This window comes from Oerskovia sp. NPDC057915 (assembly GCF_042887685.1).
Lineage (GTDB): Bacteria > Actinomycetota > Actinomycetes > Actinomycetales > Cellulomonadaceae > Oerskovia.
Window position 1 is genome coordinate 130,682 of sequence record NZ_JBHVOS010000009.1, and the last position, 14,675, is coordinate 145,356.

Sequence of the window (14,675 nt, forward strand, 5' to 3'; positions counted from 1 at the left end):
CCCGTACAACAACACACCGGTCGAATCCTTGCCCGGTGGGCAGTGGGAGCCGACGGGAGACCGAGAGATGAACAAGGCGAAGCAGGCCGGGGCGGACAGGGTCCGCCGGGTCGTGGAACCGGTCGTACAGGACGCGGACCTGTACCTGGAGGACGTGACCGTCACCCTGGCCGGAAGCCGCTCGGTCGTCCGCATCACGCTGGACCTCCCCGAGGACGCCCTGGGCAACCTCGGCCTGGACCGTGTCGCCGAGGTCTCGCGCGACATCAACACCGCGCTCGACGCGTCGAACGCCTTCCCCGGCGCCTACACGCTCGAGATCTCGACCCCCGGAACCTCTCGCCCGCTGACCGAGCTGCGCCACTTCAAGCGTGCCCGCGGACGCGTCGTGCGCCTCACGCTGCATGACGGCGGGACCGTCGAGGGGCGTCTGCAGGACGTCGAGGACGGGAACCTGCTGCTCACCGACGCCCCCGTGGAGTCCGTCGCGCTCGACGACGTGGTCCGCGGGGCGGTCCAGGTCGAGCTCAAGCGTGCCCTCGAGGTGGACCTCGGCCCGGAGATGGCTGTTGACGCGAACCCCGGGGCCGACGCCCCGCACGACGAGGAGGTCTGATCGATGGACATCGACATGAGCGCGCTGCGCCTGCTGGAGCGCGAGAAGGACATCAGCCTCGACATCCTGGTGGCGGCGATCGAGCAGGCGCTGCTCTCCGCCTACCACCGGACCCCCGACGCCTACGCGCGGGCACGGGTCGAGCTCGAGCGCCGCACGGGCCACGTCACGGTCTGGGCCCGCGAGGAGCTCCCGGCCGAGGAGGACGAGGAGCCCGAGCTCGACGAGGACGGCCAGCCGGTCCGGCGCTACCAGGCGCCCGTGTTCGGGCCCGAGTTCGACCACACGCCCAAGGACTTCGGCCGCATCGCGACCGCGACGGCGCGCCAGGTCATCGTGCAGCGGCTGCGCGACGCCGAGGACGACCAGATCCTCGGCACGTTCCGCGGCAAGGAGGGCGAGGTCCTGGCGGGCGTCATCCAGCAGGGCAACGACCCGCGCATGGTCCTCGTGGACGTGGGCGGCACCGAGGCGCTCCTGCCGCCGCACGAGCAGGTCCCGACCGAGGACTACGTGCACGGCGAGCGCCTGCGCGCCTACGTCCTGGACGTGGCGCGCGGCATGAAGGGCCCCCAGATCACGCTCAGCCGGACGCACCCCAACCTCGTGCGCAAGCTGTTCGAGCTCGAGGTGCCCGAGGTCGCGGACGGGTCGGTCGAGATCATGGCGATCGCCCGCGAGGCCGGGCACCGTTCGAAGGTCGCGGTGCGCTCGCGCGTCGCGGGGCTCAACGCCAAGGGTGCGTGCATCGGCCCCATGGGCGCACGCGTCCGCGCTGTCATGGCCGAGCTCCACGGCGAGAAGATCGACATCGTCGACTTCAGCGACGACCCTGCCGCGTTCGTGGCCAGCGCACTGTCACCGGCGCGTGTGACGTCAGTCACCGTCGTGGACGCCGAGGCTCGCGCCGCTCGCGTCGTCGTGCCGGACTTCCAGCTCTCCCTCGCGATCGGCAAGGAAGGGCAGAACGCCCGGCTCGCCGCGAAGCTCACGGGGTGGCGCATCGACATCCGCTCGGACGAGGCGGACCACGCCGGAGCGACGAGCGCTCGCGCCGCGCAGGCCCCGGGCGAGGGGGAGGAGTCGGGCACCGGTGACGGAAACGGGTAACACCAGGTGAGCGGGCGCGCTAGACTGTCCTTGACTGGGCCACGGGTCCGGACACCGTCACACGACCCTTCAGGCGCTCGCGCGCCCGTTCGAACGTGCGTCGGTTGCCGGGAGCGTGACCTGCGGTCTGTTCTTCTCCGCCTCGTGGTGGACCAGCCCGACGTCCCGGAGCCTCGGCTCGTCGTCGACGTCGGCCGGTCGCTCCCGGGGCGAGGCGCCTGGCTCCACGATGCTCGGCGTTGCCTCGAGCTGGCCGAGCGTCGACGAGCCTTCCCCCGGGCCCTGCGTCTCGCAGGTCCCGTGGACCTCGCCGAGGCCCGAGCCCATCTCGAGCGGGAAGGCTGACCCGTCGTCAGTCATCGCCAGTCATCGTCAGTCGGCGGTCCCGGTCGGCGGCGCACCACGCGCCGCGACGGCCGAACCGCGCCAGTACCGCACGAACACCGCACGAATCGTCGACAAGGAAGCGGGTTAGAAGCCGATGGGCACCCGATGAGTACCCAGCGATGAGCACCCAGCACTAAAGACGGTCCTCCCTGTTTCGGGTGGGCCGAGACAGGAGAGTTGTGGCAAAGGTCCGCGTCTACGAGCTCGCTAAGGAGCTCGGGGTGGAGAGCAAGACCATCATGACCAAGCTGACGGAACTCGGTGAGTTCGTCCGCTCGGCATCCTCGACCATCGAACCGCCGGTCGTCCGCAAGCTGCGCGACACCTTCCCGGCCGGTGGCACGGAGAGCGCAAGCGCTCCCGCCAAGCCCGCGCCGGCACGTCCGGCAGCCCCCAAGCCTGCACCCGCAGCAGAGGCCGCCCCGGCGCCCGCTGCTCCGGCCCCGGCCGCCCCCGCGGCCCCGGCACCCGCAGCGCCCAAGGCCCCCGCACCGGCCCCCGCCAAGGAGGCCGCGGCGAGCCCTGCGTTCGTCGAGCCCGCCGCCGAGGCCAAGAAGCCCGCAGCACCGGCGCCCGCGCCGGCCGCCGAGCGCAAGCCCTCGGCATCGCCCAAGCCGGCCGGTGGCGGCAACGCCCCCGCGCCCGGCCCGCGCCCCGCAGCAGCCCGCCCCGGCGGGTCCGCTGGTGGCGCACGTCCCGGCGCCCCGCGCCCGGGCAACAACCCGTTCGCCTCGAGCCAGGGCATGCCGCGTTCCGGCTCCCCGCGCCCGGGCAACAACCCGTTCGCCTCGAGCCAGGGCATGCCCCGGCCCGGTGCGCGTCCGGAGCGTGCCGCGGACCCCGCGGCCAACGCGAACCCCGCAGCAGGCAGCACGGAGCGCACCGGCGGACCCCGTCCCGGTGGTCCTCGTCCCGCGCCGCGTCCTGGTGGCCCCCGCCCCAACCCGGGCATGATGCCCGGCCGTACCTCGATCGGTCGCCCCGGTGACCGTCCTGCTCCCGGCGGTCGTCCGGGTGGCGGCGCAGGTGGGGCCGGCGGCGGTCGCGGCGGCTTCGCCGGTCGTCCCGGTGGCGCCGGCGGTGGCCCCGGTGGCGGTGGCGCTCCCGGTGGTGGCGGCGGCTTCGCCGGTCGCCCCGGTGGTGGCGGTCGTGGTGGTGCCGGTCGCGGCAGCACGCAGGGCGCGTTCGGTCGCGCAGGAGGGCGCCCCGTCCGTGGGCGCAAGTCGAAGCGGGCGAAGCGCCAGGAGTTCGAGCAGATGCAGGCCCCCTCGCTGGGCGGCGTGCAGGTTCCCCGTGGGAACGGCTCGACCGTGGTGCGCCTGCGTCACGGCTCCTCGCTCAACGACTTCGCCGACAAGATCGACGCGAACCCCGCGAGCCTCGTGACGGTGCTGTTCCACCTCGGTGAGATGGCGACCGCCACGCAGTCCCTCGACGAGGACACGTTCGGCTCGCTCGCGGCAGAGCTCGGCTACGTCATCGAGATGGTCTCGGCGGAGGAAGAGGACCGCGAGCTCCTCGGCGCCTTCGACATCGACCTCGATGCCGAGCTCGAGGGCGAGAGCGACGACGAGCTCCAGGCTCGTCCGCCCGTCGTCACGGTCATGGGCCACGTCGACCACGGTAAGACGCGACTCCTCGACGCGATCCGTCAGACCGACGTCATCTCGGGCGAGGCCGGCGGTATCACGCAGCACATCGGTGCCTACCAGGTCCGTCACGAGCACGAGGGCGTCGAGCGCCCCATCACGTTCATCGACACCCCGGGTCACGAGGCGTTCACCGCCATGCGTGCCCGTGGTGCGCAGGTCACCGACATCGCGATCCTCGTGGTCGCGGCCGACGACGGCGTCATGCCGCAGACGGTCGAGGCGCTGAACCACGCGCAGTCGGCCGGCGTGCCGATCGTCGTCGCGGTGAACAAGGTGGACAAGGAGTCGGCGAACCCGGCCAAGATCCGCCAGCAGCTCACCGAGTACAACCTGGTGGCCGAGGAGTACGGCGGCGACACCATGTTCGTCGACGTGTCCGCGAAGCAGAACATGGGCATCGACGCGCTGCTCGAGGCCGTCCTCCTCACGGCGGACGCCTCGCTCGACCTGCGCGCCAACCCGGACAAGGACGCACGAGGCGTCGCCATCGAGGCGAACCTCGACAAGGGCCGCGGCGCCGTCGCGACCGTCCTGGTCCAGTCCGGCACGCTCCACGTCGGGGACGCGATCGTCGCGGGCACCGCCCACGGCCGTGTCCGTGCGATGTTCGACGAGCACGGCAACAACGTCACCGAGGCGGGCCCCGCCCGTCCGGTCATGGTGCTCGGGCTCGCGTCCGTGCCCAGCGCCGGTGACACGTTCCTCGTGGCACCCGACGAGCGCACCGCCCGTCAGATCGCCGAGAAGCGAGAGGCCGCCGAGCGTGCAGCCCTCCTGGCCAAGCGCCGCAAGCGCGTCAGCCTCGAGGACTTCGCCCAGGCGCTCGAGCAGGGCAAGGTCGAGACCCTCAACCTGGTCCTCAAGGGCGACGTGTCCGGTGCCGTCGAGGCACTCGAGGACGCACTCCTGCAGATCGACGTCGGCGACGAGGTCCAGCTGCGCATCATCCACCGCGGCGTCGGTGCGATCACCCAGAACGACGTCAACCTGGCGACCGTGGACAACGCGATCATCATCGGGTTCAACGTCAAGTACGGCGAGCGCGTCGAGGCACTGGCGGAGCGCGAGGGCGTCGACGTCCGGTTCTACTCGATCATCTACCAGGCGATCGACGACGTCGAGGCAGCGCTCAAGGGAATGCTCAAGCCCGAGTACGAAGAGGCGCAGCTCGGCACCGCCGAGATCCGCGAGGTCTTCCGTTCCTCCAAGTTCGGGAACATCGCCGGTTCGATCGTCCGCTCGGGCGAGATCCGACGGAACTCCAAGGCCCGTGTCCTGCGTGGGGGAGCCGTCGTCGGCGACAACCTCACCGTCGAGTCGCTCAAGCGGTTCAAGGACGACGCCACGGAGGTCCGCGAGGGCTTCGAGTGCGGTATCGGCCTCGGGTCGTTCAACGACCTGCAGATCGGTGACACGATCGAGACGTTCGAGATGCGGGAGAAGCCGCGTAGCTGACGTACCTCTCCGCTGACGCCTACCCGTGAGGTGTGGTGGGTCTACCGCGGGCCTGACGGCCCGTGCCAGACCCACCACGACCCGCCACACCTCACGGTCCGGCGTCGGCGGAGCTGTTCGTTCACGCACGTCGCCCGAAGGGGCTCACCGTGGGCTGAGACCCCGGGGGCTCACCCTGATGAAAGGACTGGACCATGGTCGACAAGCCCAGGGCTCGGAAGCTCGCTGACCGCATCAAGGTCATCGTGGCGCAGATGCTCGACACCCGGATCAAGGACCCTCGCCTCGGGTTCGTGACCATCACCGACGTGCGCGTGACCGGTGACCTGCAGAACGCCTCGGTGTTCTACACGGTCTACGGCAACGACGAGGAGCGGGCAGGGACCGCCGCTGCGCTCGAGAGCGCCAAGGGGATCATCCGCTCCGAGGTCGGCAAGCAGACCGGCATCCGGCTCACGCCGACGCTCGAGTTCCACCTCGACTCGGTGCCGGACACCGCGGCTCACCTCGACGTCGCCCTCCACGAGGCGGCACGTCGCGACGCCGAGCTCGCCGCGCTGCGCGAGAAGGCCACGTACGCCGGCGACGCCGACCCGTACAAGAAGCCCTCCGCGGACGACGCGACCGAGACCGACGGGTCAACGGACTCCGACGAGGTCGCGCCCGCCTGACCACGGTGCCCGGGCGACCGGGCGCAGTCGTGGCCCGTGAAGCAAGGAACGGCCGGTCCCCCCGAGGGGACCGGCCGTTCCGCTGTGCGGACCGGGCGGACCCGGACCCGGCGCTCGCCGGACCCCGGACCCGGCGCTCGATGGGCCCCGGACCGGGCACTCGCCTGACCCGGACCGGGCACTCGCCTGACCCGGACCCGGCTCCCCGGACCCCGGACCCGGCGTTCGCCGGCCCCGGCCCCAGCCCCCGGACCCGGCGTTCGCCGGCCCCGGCCCCAGCCCGGCCGGGACCGCTGCCCCGGGGCTGGGCAGCGGTCCGCCGTGGTACCACGGCGTCGAGTGTGCAGTTCCGGTCGTCGTCGGGCGCCTGGGACGACCCGAACTGCACACTCGGCGGGGTGGCTCCGGCCCGCCCACCGGACCACCGTGCCACCGGGACGTCGCGGCCCGGCCGTGCGCTACGCCGTCGGGCGGGTGGTGCGGCGGGGGAGGAACGTCGCCGCGACCGCACCCAGCGCGACGCTCGCCGCGCCGACCCAGAGCGCTGCCGGCAGGCCCCGCGTGAACAGCTCCGGGGTCAGCGCCCCGCCGGCGGCCTGGAAGACCGCGACCAGGACCGCGACGCCCAGGGCCACGCCCACCTCGCGCAGGGTCGAGTTGGTCGAGCTCGCGGTCGCGTTGTCGGACTCGTCCATGTCGACCAGGACGGCCGTCGCGCTCGGTGCGAACGTCAGGCCCATGCCGACGCCCGCGAGCACGAACGCGGGGACGAGCTCGGCGTACGTCGCACCCGACGACACGAGTGCGAGCCAGGCGAGCGCGAGGGTCTGGAAGGTCAGGCCGGTCACGAGCAGCGTGCGGATGCCCAGGCGCGGCGCGAGCACGCCCGCGAGCGGTGCCACGAGCATGGGGGCCGCGGTCCAGGGGAGCGTGCGGACCCCTGCCTCGAGCGGGGAGAGGCCCTCGGCGATCTGGAAGTACTGGATGAGCAGGAAGACCGCGCCGAACATGCCGAGCGAGAACGCGAAGCCGGACACGTTCGCGACCGCGAAGCTGCGCGATCGGAACAGGCGCAGGGGGACCAGCGGTGAGCCGCCGAGCCGGGCGAGGCGCTGCTCCCACGTGACGAACGCCGCGAGCAGCAGCACGGAACCGACGAGCAGCGAGAGCACGACCGCGGACGTCCACCCGTCCTCGTTGCCGCGGACGATGCCCCAGACCCCCGCGAAGACCCCGGTCCCGGCGAGCGCGAGCCCGAGGAGGTCGATCGGTCCGCGGCGGCCGAACGACTCGCGCAGCGCGACGAACACGAGCGGGACCGCGACGAGCGCGACCGGCACGTTGATCCAGAAGATCGCCTCCCAGCTCATGCCCTCGACGACCGCGCCGCCCACGAGCGGCCCGAGCGCGACGCCCAGACCCGAGACGCCGCCCCAGATCCCGATCGCGAGCGCACGGCGGGCCCGGGGGACGGCGTCGGCGATGAGCGCGAGGGAGAGCGGCATGATCGCGGCGGCGCCGGCGCCCTGGACGGCGCGGGCCGCGATGAGCGCGGAGGGGGTGTCGGCCAGCGCGCACGCGACCGACGCGAGCGTGAAGACCGCGATGCCGACGACGAAGACGCGTCGCCGCCCGAACCGATCGCCGAGAGAGGCAGCGACGAGCATGAGGGTCGCGAAGGCGAGCGTGTAGGCGTTGACGAACCACTGGAGCTGCTCGACGCTCGGCCGCAGCGCGCGCGCGATGACGGGCAGGGCGCCGGTGACGACGAGGTTGTCGAGCGTGGCCATGAACATGGGCAGCGAGGCTGCGACCAGGACCAGTGCGAGGGGCCGACGGCGTCGCGCCCCGGGGGAGCGCACGTCGTCGATCGCGGTGGTGAGGTCCGCGGGGAGGCCAGCTCCGGCGTCCGAGGGGGAGTCGGGGGCCGGGGCGGTGTCGGCGGTGTCGACGGTGGGTGGCTGGTCGGGTGGGGCGGTCGTGGACATAAGGACTCCTCGATCAGGTAAGCATCGGATGATTACTACGATTCCGACGCTAGTTATCAACTGATAACCTTGTCAACATGGAGAGCGCCACGAGTTCCGAGCGGGCCCCGTCCGTCGAGGCGGGGGAGCCGACGCGCCGCATGTCGCGCGACGAGCGCCGCGAGCAGATCCTCGACGCGGCGACCGCGGTGTTCGCCGCGGGTGGCTACGCCGGGACCAGCACCGACCAGGTCGCCCGCGCCGCAGGAGTCTCCCAGCCCTACGTCGTGCGCATGTTCGGCACCAAGCACGAGCTCTTCGCCGAGGTGTTCGACCGCATCGGACGACGCATCGTCGGGGCCTTCTCCGAGGTGCCCCGAGGCCCTGAGGCGGCGGCCGAGCTCGGCGCGGCCTACGTCCGCCTGCTGGGTGACCGCAACCTCCTGCTCGTCCTGATGCACGGCTTCGCGGCCGGGGCGGACCCGGTCTTCGGGGCACGCTCGCGCGAGATCTTCGTCCAGATCTTCGAGATCTACCAGGACCGCACGGGCGGCACGCTCGAGCAGGCGCGGGACTTCCTCGCCCAGGGCATGCTGCTCAACACCCTCCTCGCGATCGGTGCCCCCGAGCACTTCGGCGACGACCCGCGCCTGGGCGAGCTCATGCTCTGCGCGTTCGGCGACGCGCTGCCCGCGGTCGACCCGGCCACCCAGGGCGGACCAGGCGCGGCCACGCCGCGGTCCGAGCCCTCCCGGCGCTGACCCGTCCGCGCCACCCACCTTCCCGACCCCGAGCACGAGGACCACGATGACGCACGACCAGAAGCCGGTGCGCGAGCGCCGCCCCACCGCCCCCGACGGCCTCGTGATCGTCGACAAGCCCCAGGGCCTCACGAGCCACGACGTCGTGAGTCGCCTGCGTCGGCTCGCGGGGACCCGCAAGGTCGGTCACGCGGGCACGCTCGACCCCATGGCGACGGGCGTCCTGGTCCTGGGGATCGGCCGCGCGACCAAGCTCCTGACGTACGTCGTGGGCGCGGACAAGGAGTACACCGCGACGATCCGGCTGGGCGCCGCCACGACCACGGACGACGCCGAGGGCGAGACCACCTCGCGGACGGACGCCTCGGCCGTGACCCGCGAGGCGATCGACGCGGGCGTCGCGTCCCTGACGGGTCCCATCGAGCAGGTGCCGAGCTCGGTGTCGGCGATCAAGGTCGACGGGCAGCGCGCATACGCGCTCGTGCGCTCGGGCGAGCAGGTCGAGCTCACAGCCCGGCCCGTGACGATCTCGCGCTTCGAGGTCCACGAGGTGCGGCCCGTCGCGGCCGTTGGGCCGGGCGACGTCCCCGCCCTCGACGTCGACGTCACGGTCGTGTGCTCCTCGGGGACCTACATCCGTGCGCTCGCCCGCGACCTGGGAACGGACCTCGGCGTCGGGGGACACCTTACGGCCCTTCGTCGCACGCGCGTGGGCGGCTACACGATCGACGGCGCCTCGACGCTCGACGAGCTCGAGGCGCAGGTCGAGCGCGACGGCGTCCTCGCGACGCTCCCGCTCGCCGACGCGGCCCGCGCGACGTTCCCGGCGCGCGACCTGACGGCCGAGGAGCGCACCGCGCTGTCCTACGGCAAGTGGATCGACCCGTCCGCGCAGGACGCCACCACGGCCGCGATCGGCGACGACGGCTCCCTCGTCGCGCTGCTCGAGAACGTGGTGCGCGAGGGCAAGCACAAGGCCAGGCCGGTGATCGTGTTCGCCCCGGCGTGAGCACGGGCGCGGACCGCACGTGACCGCGGGCCGGCTCGATGGGGAACACGGGGCCGAGTCGTGGCAATCTTGACCAGGCGCGCCATGGGTGCGCGCCGTCGTCGGGCCTCCTGAGCGGACCCGCCTCACACACATCTCGAGGAGTACGCGTGCACCTGTGGACGGACCTGGACCAGGTTCCGCCGGGATTCGGACCGTCGGTCGTGACGATCGGCAACTTCGACGGCGTCCACCGCGGCCATGCCGAGGTGCTCGGCCGCATCGTGTCCCTCGCCCGGGAGTCCGCCTCCCAGGCAGTGGCCGTGACGTTCCACCCTCACCCCGCGACGGTCCACCGGCCCGAGCGGGCGCCCGAGCTCCTGACCGGGATCGCCGACCGCATGGAGCTGCTCGAGGCCACGGGGCTCGATGCCGTGCTGCTCGTCGAGTACACGCTCGACTTCGCGCAGCAGACGCCGGAGGAGTTCGTGCGGACCTACCTCGTCGAGGGCCTGGGCGCCCGGACGGTAGTCGTGGGTCACGACGTGCGCTTCGGGCGCGACAACGCCGGCAACCTCGCGACCATGATCGAGCTCGGCCGGACGCACGGCTTCGAGGTCCGCGCGATCGACGACGTCGGGACGGTCGCGTCGGTCGCCGTGGACGCCGGTACGCCCAGCGGACGCTGGTCCTCGACCGAGATCCGGGGTCTGCTCCTGGACGGCAAGGTCCGTGAGGCCGCGGCGCTGCTCGGACGCCACCACCGCCTGCGCGGCGTCGTGATCCACGGCGACGCGCGCGGGCGCGAGCTCGGCTTCCCCACCGCCAACCTGGGCGCGATCAGCGGCATGATCCCCGCCGACGGCGTGTACGCCGGCTGGCTGCGCCGCCCCCAGCTCCTCGCGGCGGCGCCCGGGAACTGCGACGGCGTGCTCCCCGCAGCCATCTCGATCGGCACCAACCCCACGTTCGACGGCGTCGAGCGCCGCGTCGAGGCCTACGTCCTGGACCGCACCGACCTCGACCTGTACGACGAGGAGGTCGTCCTGGAGTTCGTCGAGCATCTGCGCCCCACGCTGCGCTTCGACGGCATCGACGCGCTCGTGGAGACCATGCACGACGACGTCGCGCGAGCCCGCGCGATCCTCGCCTCGGGTGCGGGGGCAGCCGCGCCGGACCCGGACGTGGCGCCGGCCGAGGCGGGGGAGTAGTCGTGTCGGTCAAGAAGCAGCCCGTCCTGGAGACCCGTGCCCTGCGCGTCGGGTATGCCGAGGCGCCCGTGTGCGCGCCCGTCGACCTGGCGGTCCGCCCGGGCGAGCTGTGGGCGATCATCGGCCCCAACGGCAGCGGCAAGTCGACGCTCCTGCGAGCGCTCCTGGGCGTGCTCGCGCCCCTGTCCGGGAAGGTGCTGGCGTTCGGCCGGGACGTCGACGAGCGCGAGCGGGACTTCCGGGCCAAGGTCGTCGGGATCCTCGACGACGACGCCTACTTCCCCGGGCTCACGGCCCGCGAGCACCTCGTCCTGACCGCGCGCGGCCACGGCGTCGCCGGGGCGGGCGAGGTCGTCGACCAGCTCCTGGACCGCTTCGGCCTGAGCGAGCAGTCGGGGGCCATGCCGACCGAGCTGTCCTCGGGGCAGCGCAGACGCCTCCTGCTCGCGGCCGGTTTCGCCCGCCCCCGCGAGGTCCTGGTGCTCGACGAGCCCGAGCAGCGGCTCGACCCGGGCATGCGGGCCGATCTCGCGAGGATCCTCGTCGAGGAGGCCGGGCGCGGAGCCGCCGTCGTGTTCGCGACCCACGACCCCGACCTCGTCGAGCGCACCGGGGCCCGCGGGCTGCTCGTGGGCGACGACGAGTGCGTCCGCCTGGGACACCAGGCCGCGCTCGACGCACTCGCCCAAGTCCGTTGAGGACCCGGCGATGAACGCGGCGCAGGGCAGGGGCAAGAAGCGCCCGCACGGAGCGAAGCAGGGCTCCCACGGACCGGCACGTGACGCGACGCACGCCGCGCCGCGCGAACCCGTGACACCTGAACCTGCCGTCGAGCGCGCTCCCTTGCCGCTGCTCGTCGCCGACCCGGACGAGGAGTTCTCCGGTCGGGAGATCCGTCGCCTCACCGCACGCGTCACGGCCTCGCGGGCCGACGCGGGCCCCGGCGAGCTGCTGGGGAACGTCGCCTACGTCGTGGTGTCGATCGCGATCTCGATCGGCTTCGTGATCGGTGCCGCGAACGTGCTGCGCGAGACGATCTTCGTCGCTCCTGCCGACGGGCGGGCGACGGTCCTGACGGCCGCCACGATCCAGGCCCTCGCCTCTGTCGCGCTCCTGGCCCTCCTGACGGGCATGGCCGTGCGGCTGGGGCCGCTCGGGACCGGCAGCGCAGGTGTGCGCTGGTGGGTCCCGATGCCCGTCGACCGGCGCGGCCTGCTCACGCCGTCCTACTGGCGCGGTGTCGCGGTCGCGGTCGTCGTCGGGGCAGGGGGGCTCGCGGCCATCGCGCTCGCGTCCGGTGCCGATCCCGGTACGGCCGGGCGCAGCGCGGCCCTCGGTGCCGCCGCGGGACTCCTGCTCGTGGGGCTCGCCGGACTCATCCAGCCGCGGACCCGGGTGGCCGCGACGGTCGCGCGGGTGAGCGACGTGCTCATCGCTGCGGTCCCGGTCGCCGGGGTCGTGCTCGTGGCCGCGGGGTGGAGCGACCTCCGCGAGGTGTCGGTCCCCCCGTGGGTCGTCGTCGTCGTCGGAGCGGGCGCGCTGGCCCTCGCGGTCGTGTGGTGGCGGCGGCTCGAGGCGCTCGGGGCCCAGGTGCTGCGCACGCAGAGCGCCGTCGCGGACCAGGCAGGTGGCGCGATCCTGTCGCTCGACACGCGCGAGCTCGGCCGTGCGCTGAGCCGCGCAGGCTCGACCCGCGGTGGCAGGGCGCGCAGGCCCTCGCGCTTCGCGACCGTCCGGGGGCCGGTCACCGCGCTCGTCGCAGCCGACCTCACGCTCCTGCGGCGCAGCCCGTCGGCCGTCGCCCAGCTCGTGGGACTCACGGCGCTCGTGATCGTCGCCCAGCAGGTCCCCGCGTTCGAGGGCGGGTTCGGGTTGTTCGTGCTGCTCGTCGTCGCGGGGTTCCGCGGGGCCCAGCTCGGCGCCGAGGGGGCGCGCACGGCGGAGATGGTGCCCGCGCTCGATGCGATGATGCCGCTCTCCGCGCGCGACGCGCGACTCGCCCGGAGCGTCGTGCCGTCGCTGACCGCGCTCGTCGCGCTCGTGGTGGGGGTCGTGCCGCTCGTGCTGGGCACGGGGGAGTGGCTGTGGTTCGCCCTGGTGGTCGTCGTCGCGGTCGGCATGGGCGCGGCAGCGATCCGCGGCGCCTACCGCAAGCCGCCGAACTGGTCCGGACCGCTCATGTCGACCCCCGCGGGCGCGCTGCCGACCGGCGCCACGTCGATGATCGCCCAGGGTCCCGACGTCGCCGTGCTGAGCGCGATCCCGCTCGGCATCTGCCTCCTCGTGGGCGCGCCCACCCTGACGCTCGTCGTGTTCCAGGGGATCGCGGTCTGGATCGCGCTCGCCGTGGCCTCGCACGTGCGGGCCACGGGAGCCAAGCCGCTGCTCGGCTGAACGGCCGGACGGGGTCGCTCCGCGCCGGACCGGGTGGTCCCGCGTCGGCCCGGGGGCGGCCGGGTACAAGGACCCGGATCGTCCGGACCAAAGGTCCTGGTGGTGTCTCTGCTCCGCGAGCAGCCTGGTGCTGACGACAGGAGCGGGAGCCATGGAAGCAGTCGTGATCTACGAGTCCATGTTCGGGAACACCGCCGAGATCGCGCGGGCGGTGGCCGAGGGGCTGTCCGAGCAGGTGGACGTACGCACGGTCGAGGTGTCCGGTGCGGCGCCGGGCGACGACGTCCTGGGGGCCGACCTGATCGTCATCGGTGGCCCCACGCACGCGTTCGGCATGTCGCGCCCCGCCTCGCGCGAGGAGGCGGCCGGGCGGCGCCCGGGGAGCCCGACCGTCGAACGGGGCATCCGGGAGTGGCTCGACGCGCTCGCCGACGACGCCCCGGGGCGGTTCGGGGCGACGTTCGACACCCGCGTGAAGTCCGTCAAGCACCTCCCGGGCAGCGCAGCCCGCGCCGCCGACCGGGTGGCTCGCCGCCGTGGGCTCTCGCCCGCCGACTCGCCCCACTCCTTCTACGTCGAGGGCATGGAGGGGCCGCTGTGCCCGGGAGAGATCGAGCGGGCGCGCGCGTGGGGGCGTGAGCTCGGGCGGACGGCGCTGGGGGCTCGGCAGGGCTCTTCCTGAGTCGCGGCGTGGGGGCTGGACTCCGGCTCCGGCGCTTGGCGGCTCGATCCAGCTCCTGACGACCCAGCGCCCTCGGCGACCCAGTCCTCAGACACGCCGGGCCCAACCGCGCCTGCGCGTGAGTGGAGTGGTCCTCCCGACCGTGCCTCATGGCGGGCCGACCGGTGGGTCCGCAGCGGGTCCCGACAGCGAGGTGCGGACGGTAGGGCGAGTTGTCCTCTCCGCTCAGGCTTGCACAAGAGTCTCGTTTGCCTCTATGGTCCTGCTACCACCGCTGGCTGTGTGTTTGCTGAGTGCCGTGTTGGGGCCCGCCCGCAGGGGGTGTGGGTTTGGGTTTGTGCCTGTCGCTGGTGATGGGTGCGTGGCTTACGGAGCGGTGGCCAGTGGTCTCGTCGTCCTTCTTTGGTGTCCCTTTCGCGCGTTTTGCGCGTGCTGTGTCCTCGGTGTCGCCTGGGTCTTCTGCGTCGTCTGTGCGTGGTGTGCGGCGTGGGGTGGCGTGGGGGGTGTCGGTGGTGCTCGCGGTGGGTGTGGTGCCTGCGGGTGTTGCTGTTGCGTCGGTTCCTGCTGTTGCTGGCGGGGGTGCGTCGGGGTCTGCGCCGGTGTGTGTGGGTTCTGCGGGGTCTGCTGCGGAGGCGACGTTGGTGGCTGCGTCGTGTGATCGCGAGGTCGAGGTGGTCTCGGAGCGCACGGCGTGGGACACGGTGTTCGCGACGCCGGAGGGTCATACGCGGGTGGAGACCTCTGCGGTGGCGGTGCGTACGGATGTCAATGGTGGGTGGCA

Annotated in this window: 12 protein-coding genes; 11 read left to right on the forward strand and 1 reads right to left on the reverse strand. The window is 73.0% G+C overall.

Features of this window, described 5'->3' with window-relative positions; genetic code table 11:
- Window positions 1–67: 67 nt before the first annotated feature.
- The 5 genes from rimP to rbfA all read left to right on the forward strand — a co-directional run bounded on the left by rimP (window position 68) and on the right by rbfA (window position 5,891).
- Window positions 68–616 carry a ribosome maturation factor RimP gene (gene rimP, locus ACFVQ3_RS08305; RefSeq protein ID WP_387637373.1) on the forward strand — a complete coding sequence of 183 codons (549 nt, stop codon included), beginning with the start codon at window positions 68–70 and terminating at the stop codon, window positions 614–616.
- A gap of 3 nt (window positions 617–619) precedes the next feature.
- Window positions 620–1,726 (forward strand): transcription termination factor NusA, encoded by a 1,107-nt coding sequence (gene nusA / locus ACFVQ3_RS08310; protein WP_387637376.1) that lies wholly within the window; start codon window positions 620–622, stop codon window positions 1,724–1,726.
- 147 nt (window positions 1,727–1,873) lie between these two features.
- A complete protein-coding gene (locus ACFVQ3_RS08315) occupies window positions 1,874–2,071 on the forward strand; it encodes a YlxR family protein (protein WP_387637408.1) in 198 nt (65 codons plus the stop codon).
- A gap of 221 nt (window positions 2,072–2,292) precedes the next feature.
- Complete coding sequence (gene infB / locus ACFVQ3_RS08320; protein ID WP_387637378.1) at window positions 2,293–5,220, forward strand: translation initiation factor IF-2; 2,928 nt, start codon at window positions 2,293–2,295, stop codon at window positions 5,218–5,220.
- A gap of 194 nt (window positions 5,221–5,414) precedes the next feature.
- Window positions 5,415–5,891, forward strand: a complete 477-nt coding sequence (gene rbfA / locus ACFVQ3_RS08325) for a 30S ribosome-binding factor RbfA (protein ID WP_387637379.1) — start codon at window positions 5,415–5,417, stop codon at window positions 5,889–5,891.
- 458 nt (window positions 5,892–6,349) lie between these two features.
- On the opposite strand, the gene ACFVQ3_RS08330 is transcribed toward rbfA, so the two are convergent.
- Entirely contained in the window at window positions 6,350–7,879 is a 1,530-nt protein-coding gene (locus ACFVQ3_RS08330) for an MFS transporter (RefSeq protein WP_387637381.1), read from the reverse strand.
- 77 nt (window positions 7,880–7,956) lie between these two features.
- Between ACFVQ3_RS08330 and ACFVQ3_RS08335 the strand changes: the two genes are divergently transcribed.
- The 6 genes from ACFVQ3_RS08335 to ACFVQ3_RS08360 all read left to right on the forward strand — a co-directional run bounded on the left by ACFVQ3_RS08335 (window position 7,957) and on the right by ACFVQ3_RS08360 (window position 13,894).
- Entirely contained in the window at window positions 7,957–8,619 is a 663-nt protein-coding gene (locus ACFVQ3_RS08335) for a TetR/AcrR family transcriptional regulator (RefSeq protein ID WP_387637384.1), read from the forward strand.
- 46 nt (window positions 8,620–8,665) lie between these two features.
- Window positions 8,666–9,628 carry a tRNA pseudouridine(55) synthase TruB gene (truB, locus tag ACFVQ3_RS08340; protein ID WP_387637386.1) on the forward strand — a complete coding sequence of 321 codons (963 nt, stop codon included), beginning with the start codon at window positions 8,666–8,668 and terminating at the stop codon, window positions 9,626–9,628.
- Window positions 9,629–9,777: 149 nt separating this feature from the next.
- Complete coding sequence (locus ACFVQ3_RS08345) at window positions 9,778–10,818, forward strand: bifunctional riboflavin kinase/FAD synthetase (RefSeq protein ID WP_387637388.1); 1,041 nt, start codon at window positions 9,778–9,780, stop codon at window positions 10,816–10,818.
- A gap of 2 nt (window positions 10,819–10,820) precedes the next feature.
- Window positions 10,821–11,516 (forward strand): ATP-binding cassette domain-containing protein, encoded by a 696-nt coding sequence (locus tag ACFVQ3_RS08350; RefSeq protein WP_387637390.1) that lies wholly within the window; start codon window positions 10,821–10,823, stop codon window positions 11,514–11,516.
- A gap of 10 nt (window positions 11,517–11,526) precedes the next feature.
- Window positions 11,527–13,212 carry a DUF6297 family protein gene (locus ACFVQ3_RS08355; RefSeq protein WP_387637393.1) on the forward strand — a complete coding sequence of 562 codons (1,686 nt, stop codon included), beginning with the start codon at window positions 11,527–11,529 and terminating at the stop codon, window positions 13,210–13,212.
- Between the two features lie 151 nt (window positions 13,213–13,363).
- A complete protein-coding gene (locus ACFVQ3_RS08360) occupies window positions 13,364–13,894 on the forward strand; it encodes a flavodoxin family protein (RefSeq protein WP_387637395.1) in 531 nt (176 codons plus the stop codon).
- Window positions 13,895–14,675 lie beyond the last annotated feature (781 nt).

What these genes read in the sequence shown, in the direction of transcription:
- ACFVQ3_RS08360 (WP_387637395.1), top strand. Translation starts at nt 13,364, where the DNA reads ATGGAAGCAGTCGTGATCTACGAGTCCATGTTCGGGAACACCGCCGAG.
- ACFVQ3_RS08335 (WP_387637384.1), top strand. Translation starts at nt 7,957, where the DNA reads ATGGAGAGCGCCACGAGTTCCGAGCGGGCCCCGTCCGTCGAGGCGGGG.
- rbfA (WP_387637379.1), top strand. Translation starts at nt 5,415, where the DNA reads ATGGTCGACAAGCCCAGGGCTCGGAAGCTCGCTGACCGCATCAAGGTC.
- truB (WP_387637386.1), top strand. Translation starts at nt 8,666, where the DNA reads ATGACGCACGACCAGAAGCCGGTGCGCGAGCGCCGCCCCACCGCCCCC.
- ACFVQ3_RS08355 (WP_387637393.1), top strand. Translation starts at nt 11,527, where the DNA reads ATGAACGCGGCGCAGGGCAGGGGCAAGAAGCGCCCGCACGGAGCGAAG.
- ACFVQ3_RS08330 (WP_387637381.1), bottom strand. Translation starts at nt 7,879, where the DNA reads ATGTCCACGACCGCCCCACCCGACCAGCCACCCACCGTCGACACCGCC.
- rimP (WP_387637373.1), top strand. Translation starts at nt 68, where the DNA reads ATGAACAAGGCGAAGCAGGCCGGGGCGGACAGGGTCCGCCGGGTCGTG.
- nusA (WP_387637376.1), top strand. Translation starts at nt 620, where the DNA reads ATGGACATCGACATGAGCGCGCTGCGCCTGCTGGAGCGCGAGAAGGAC.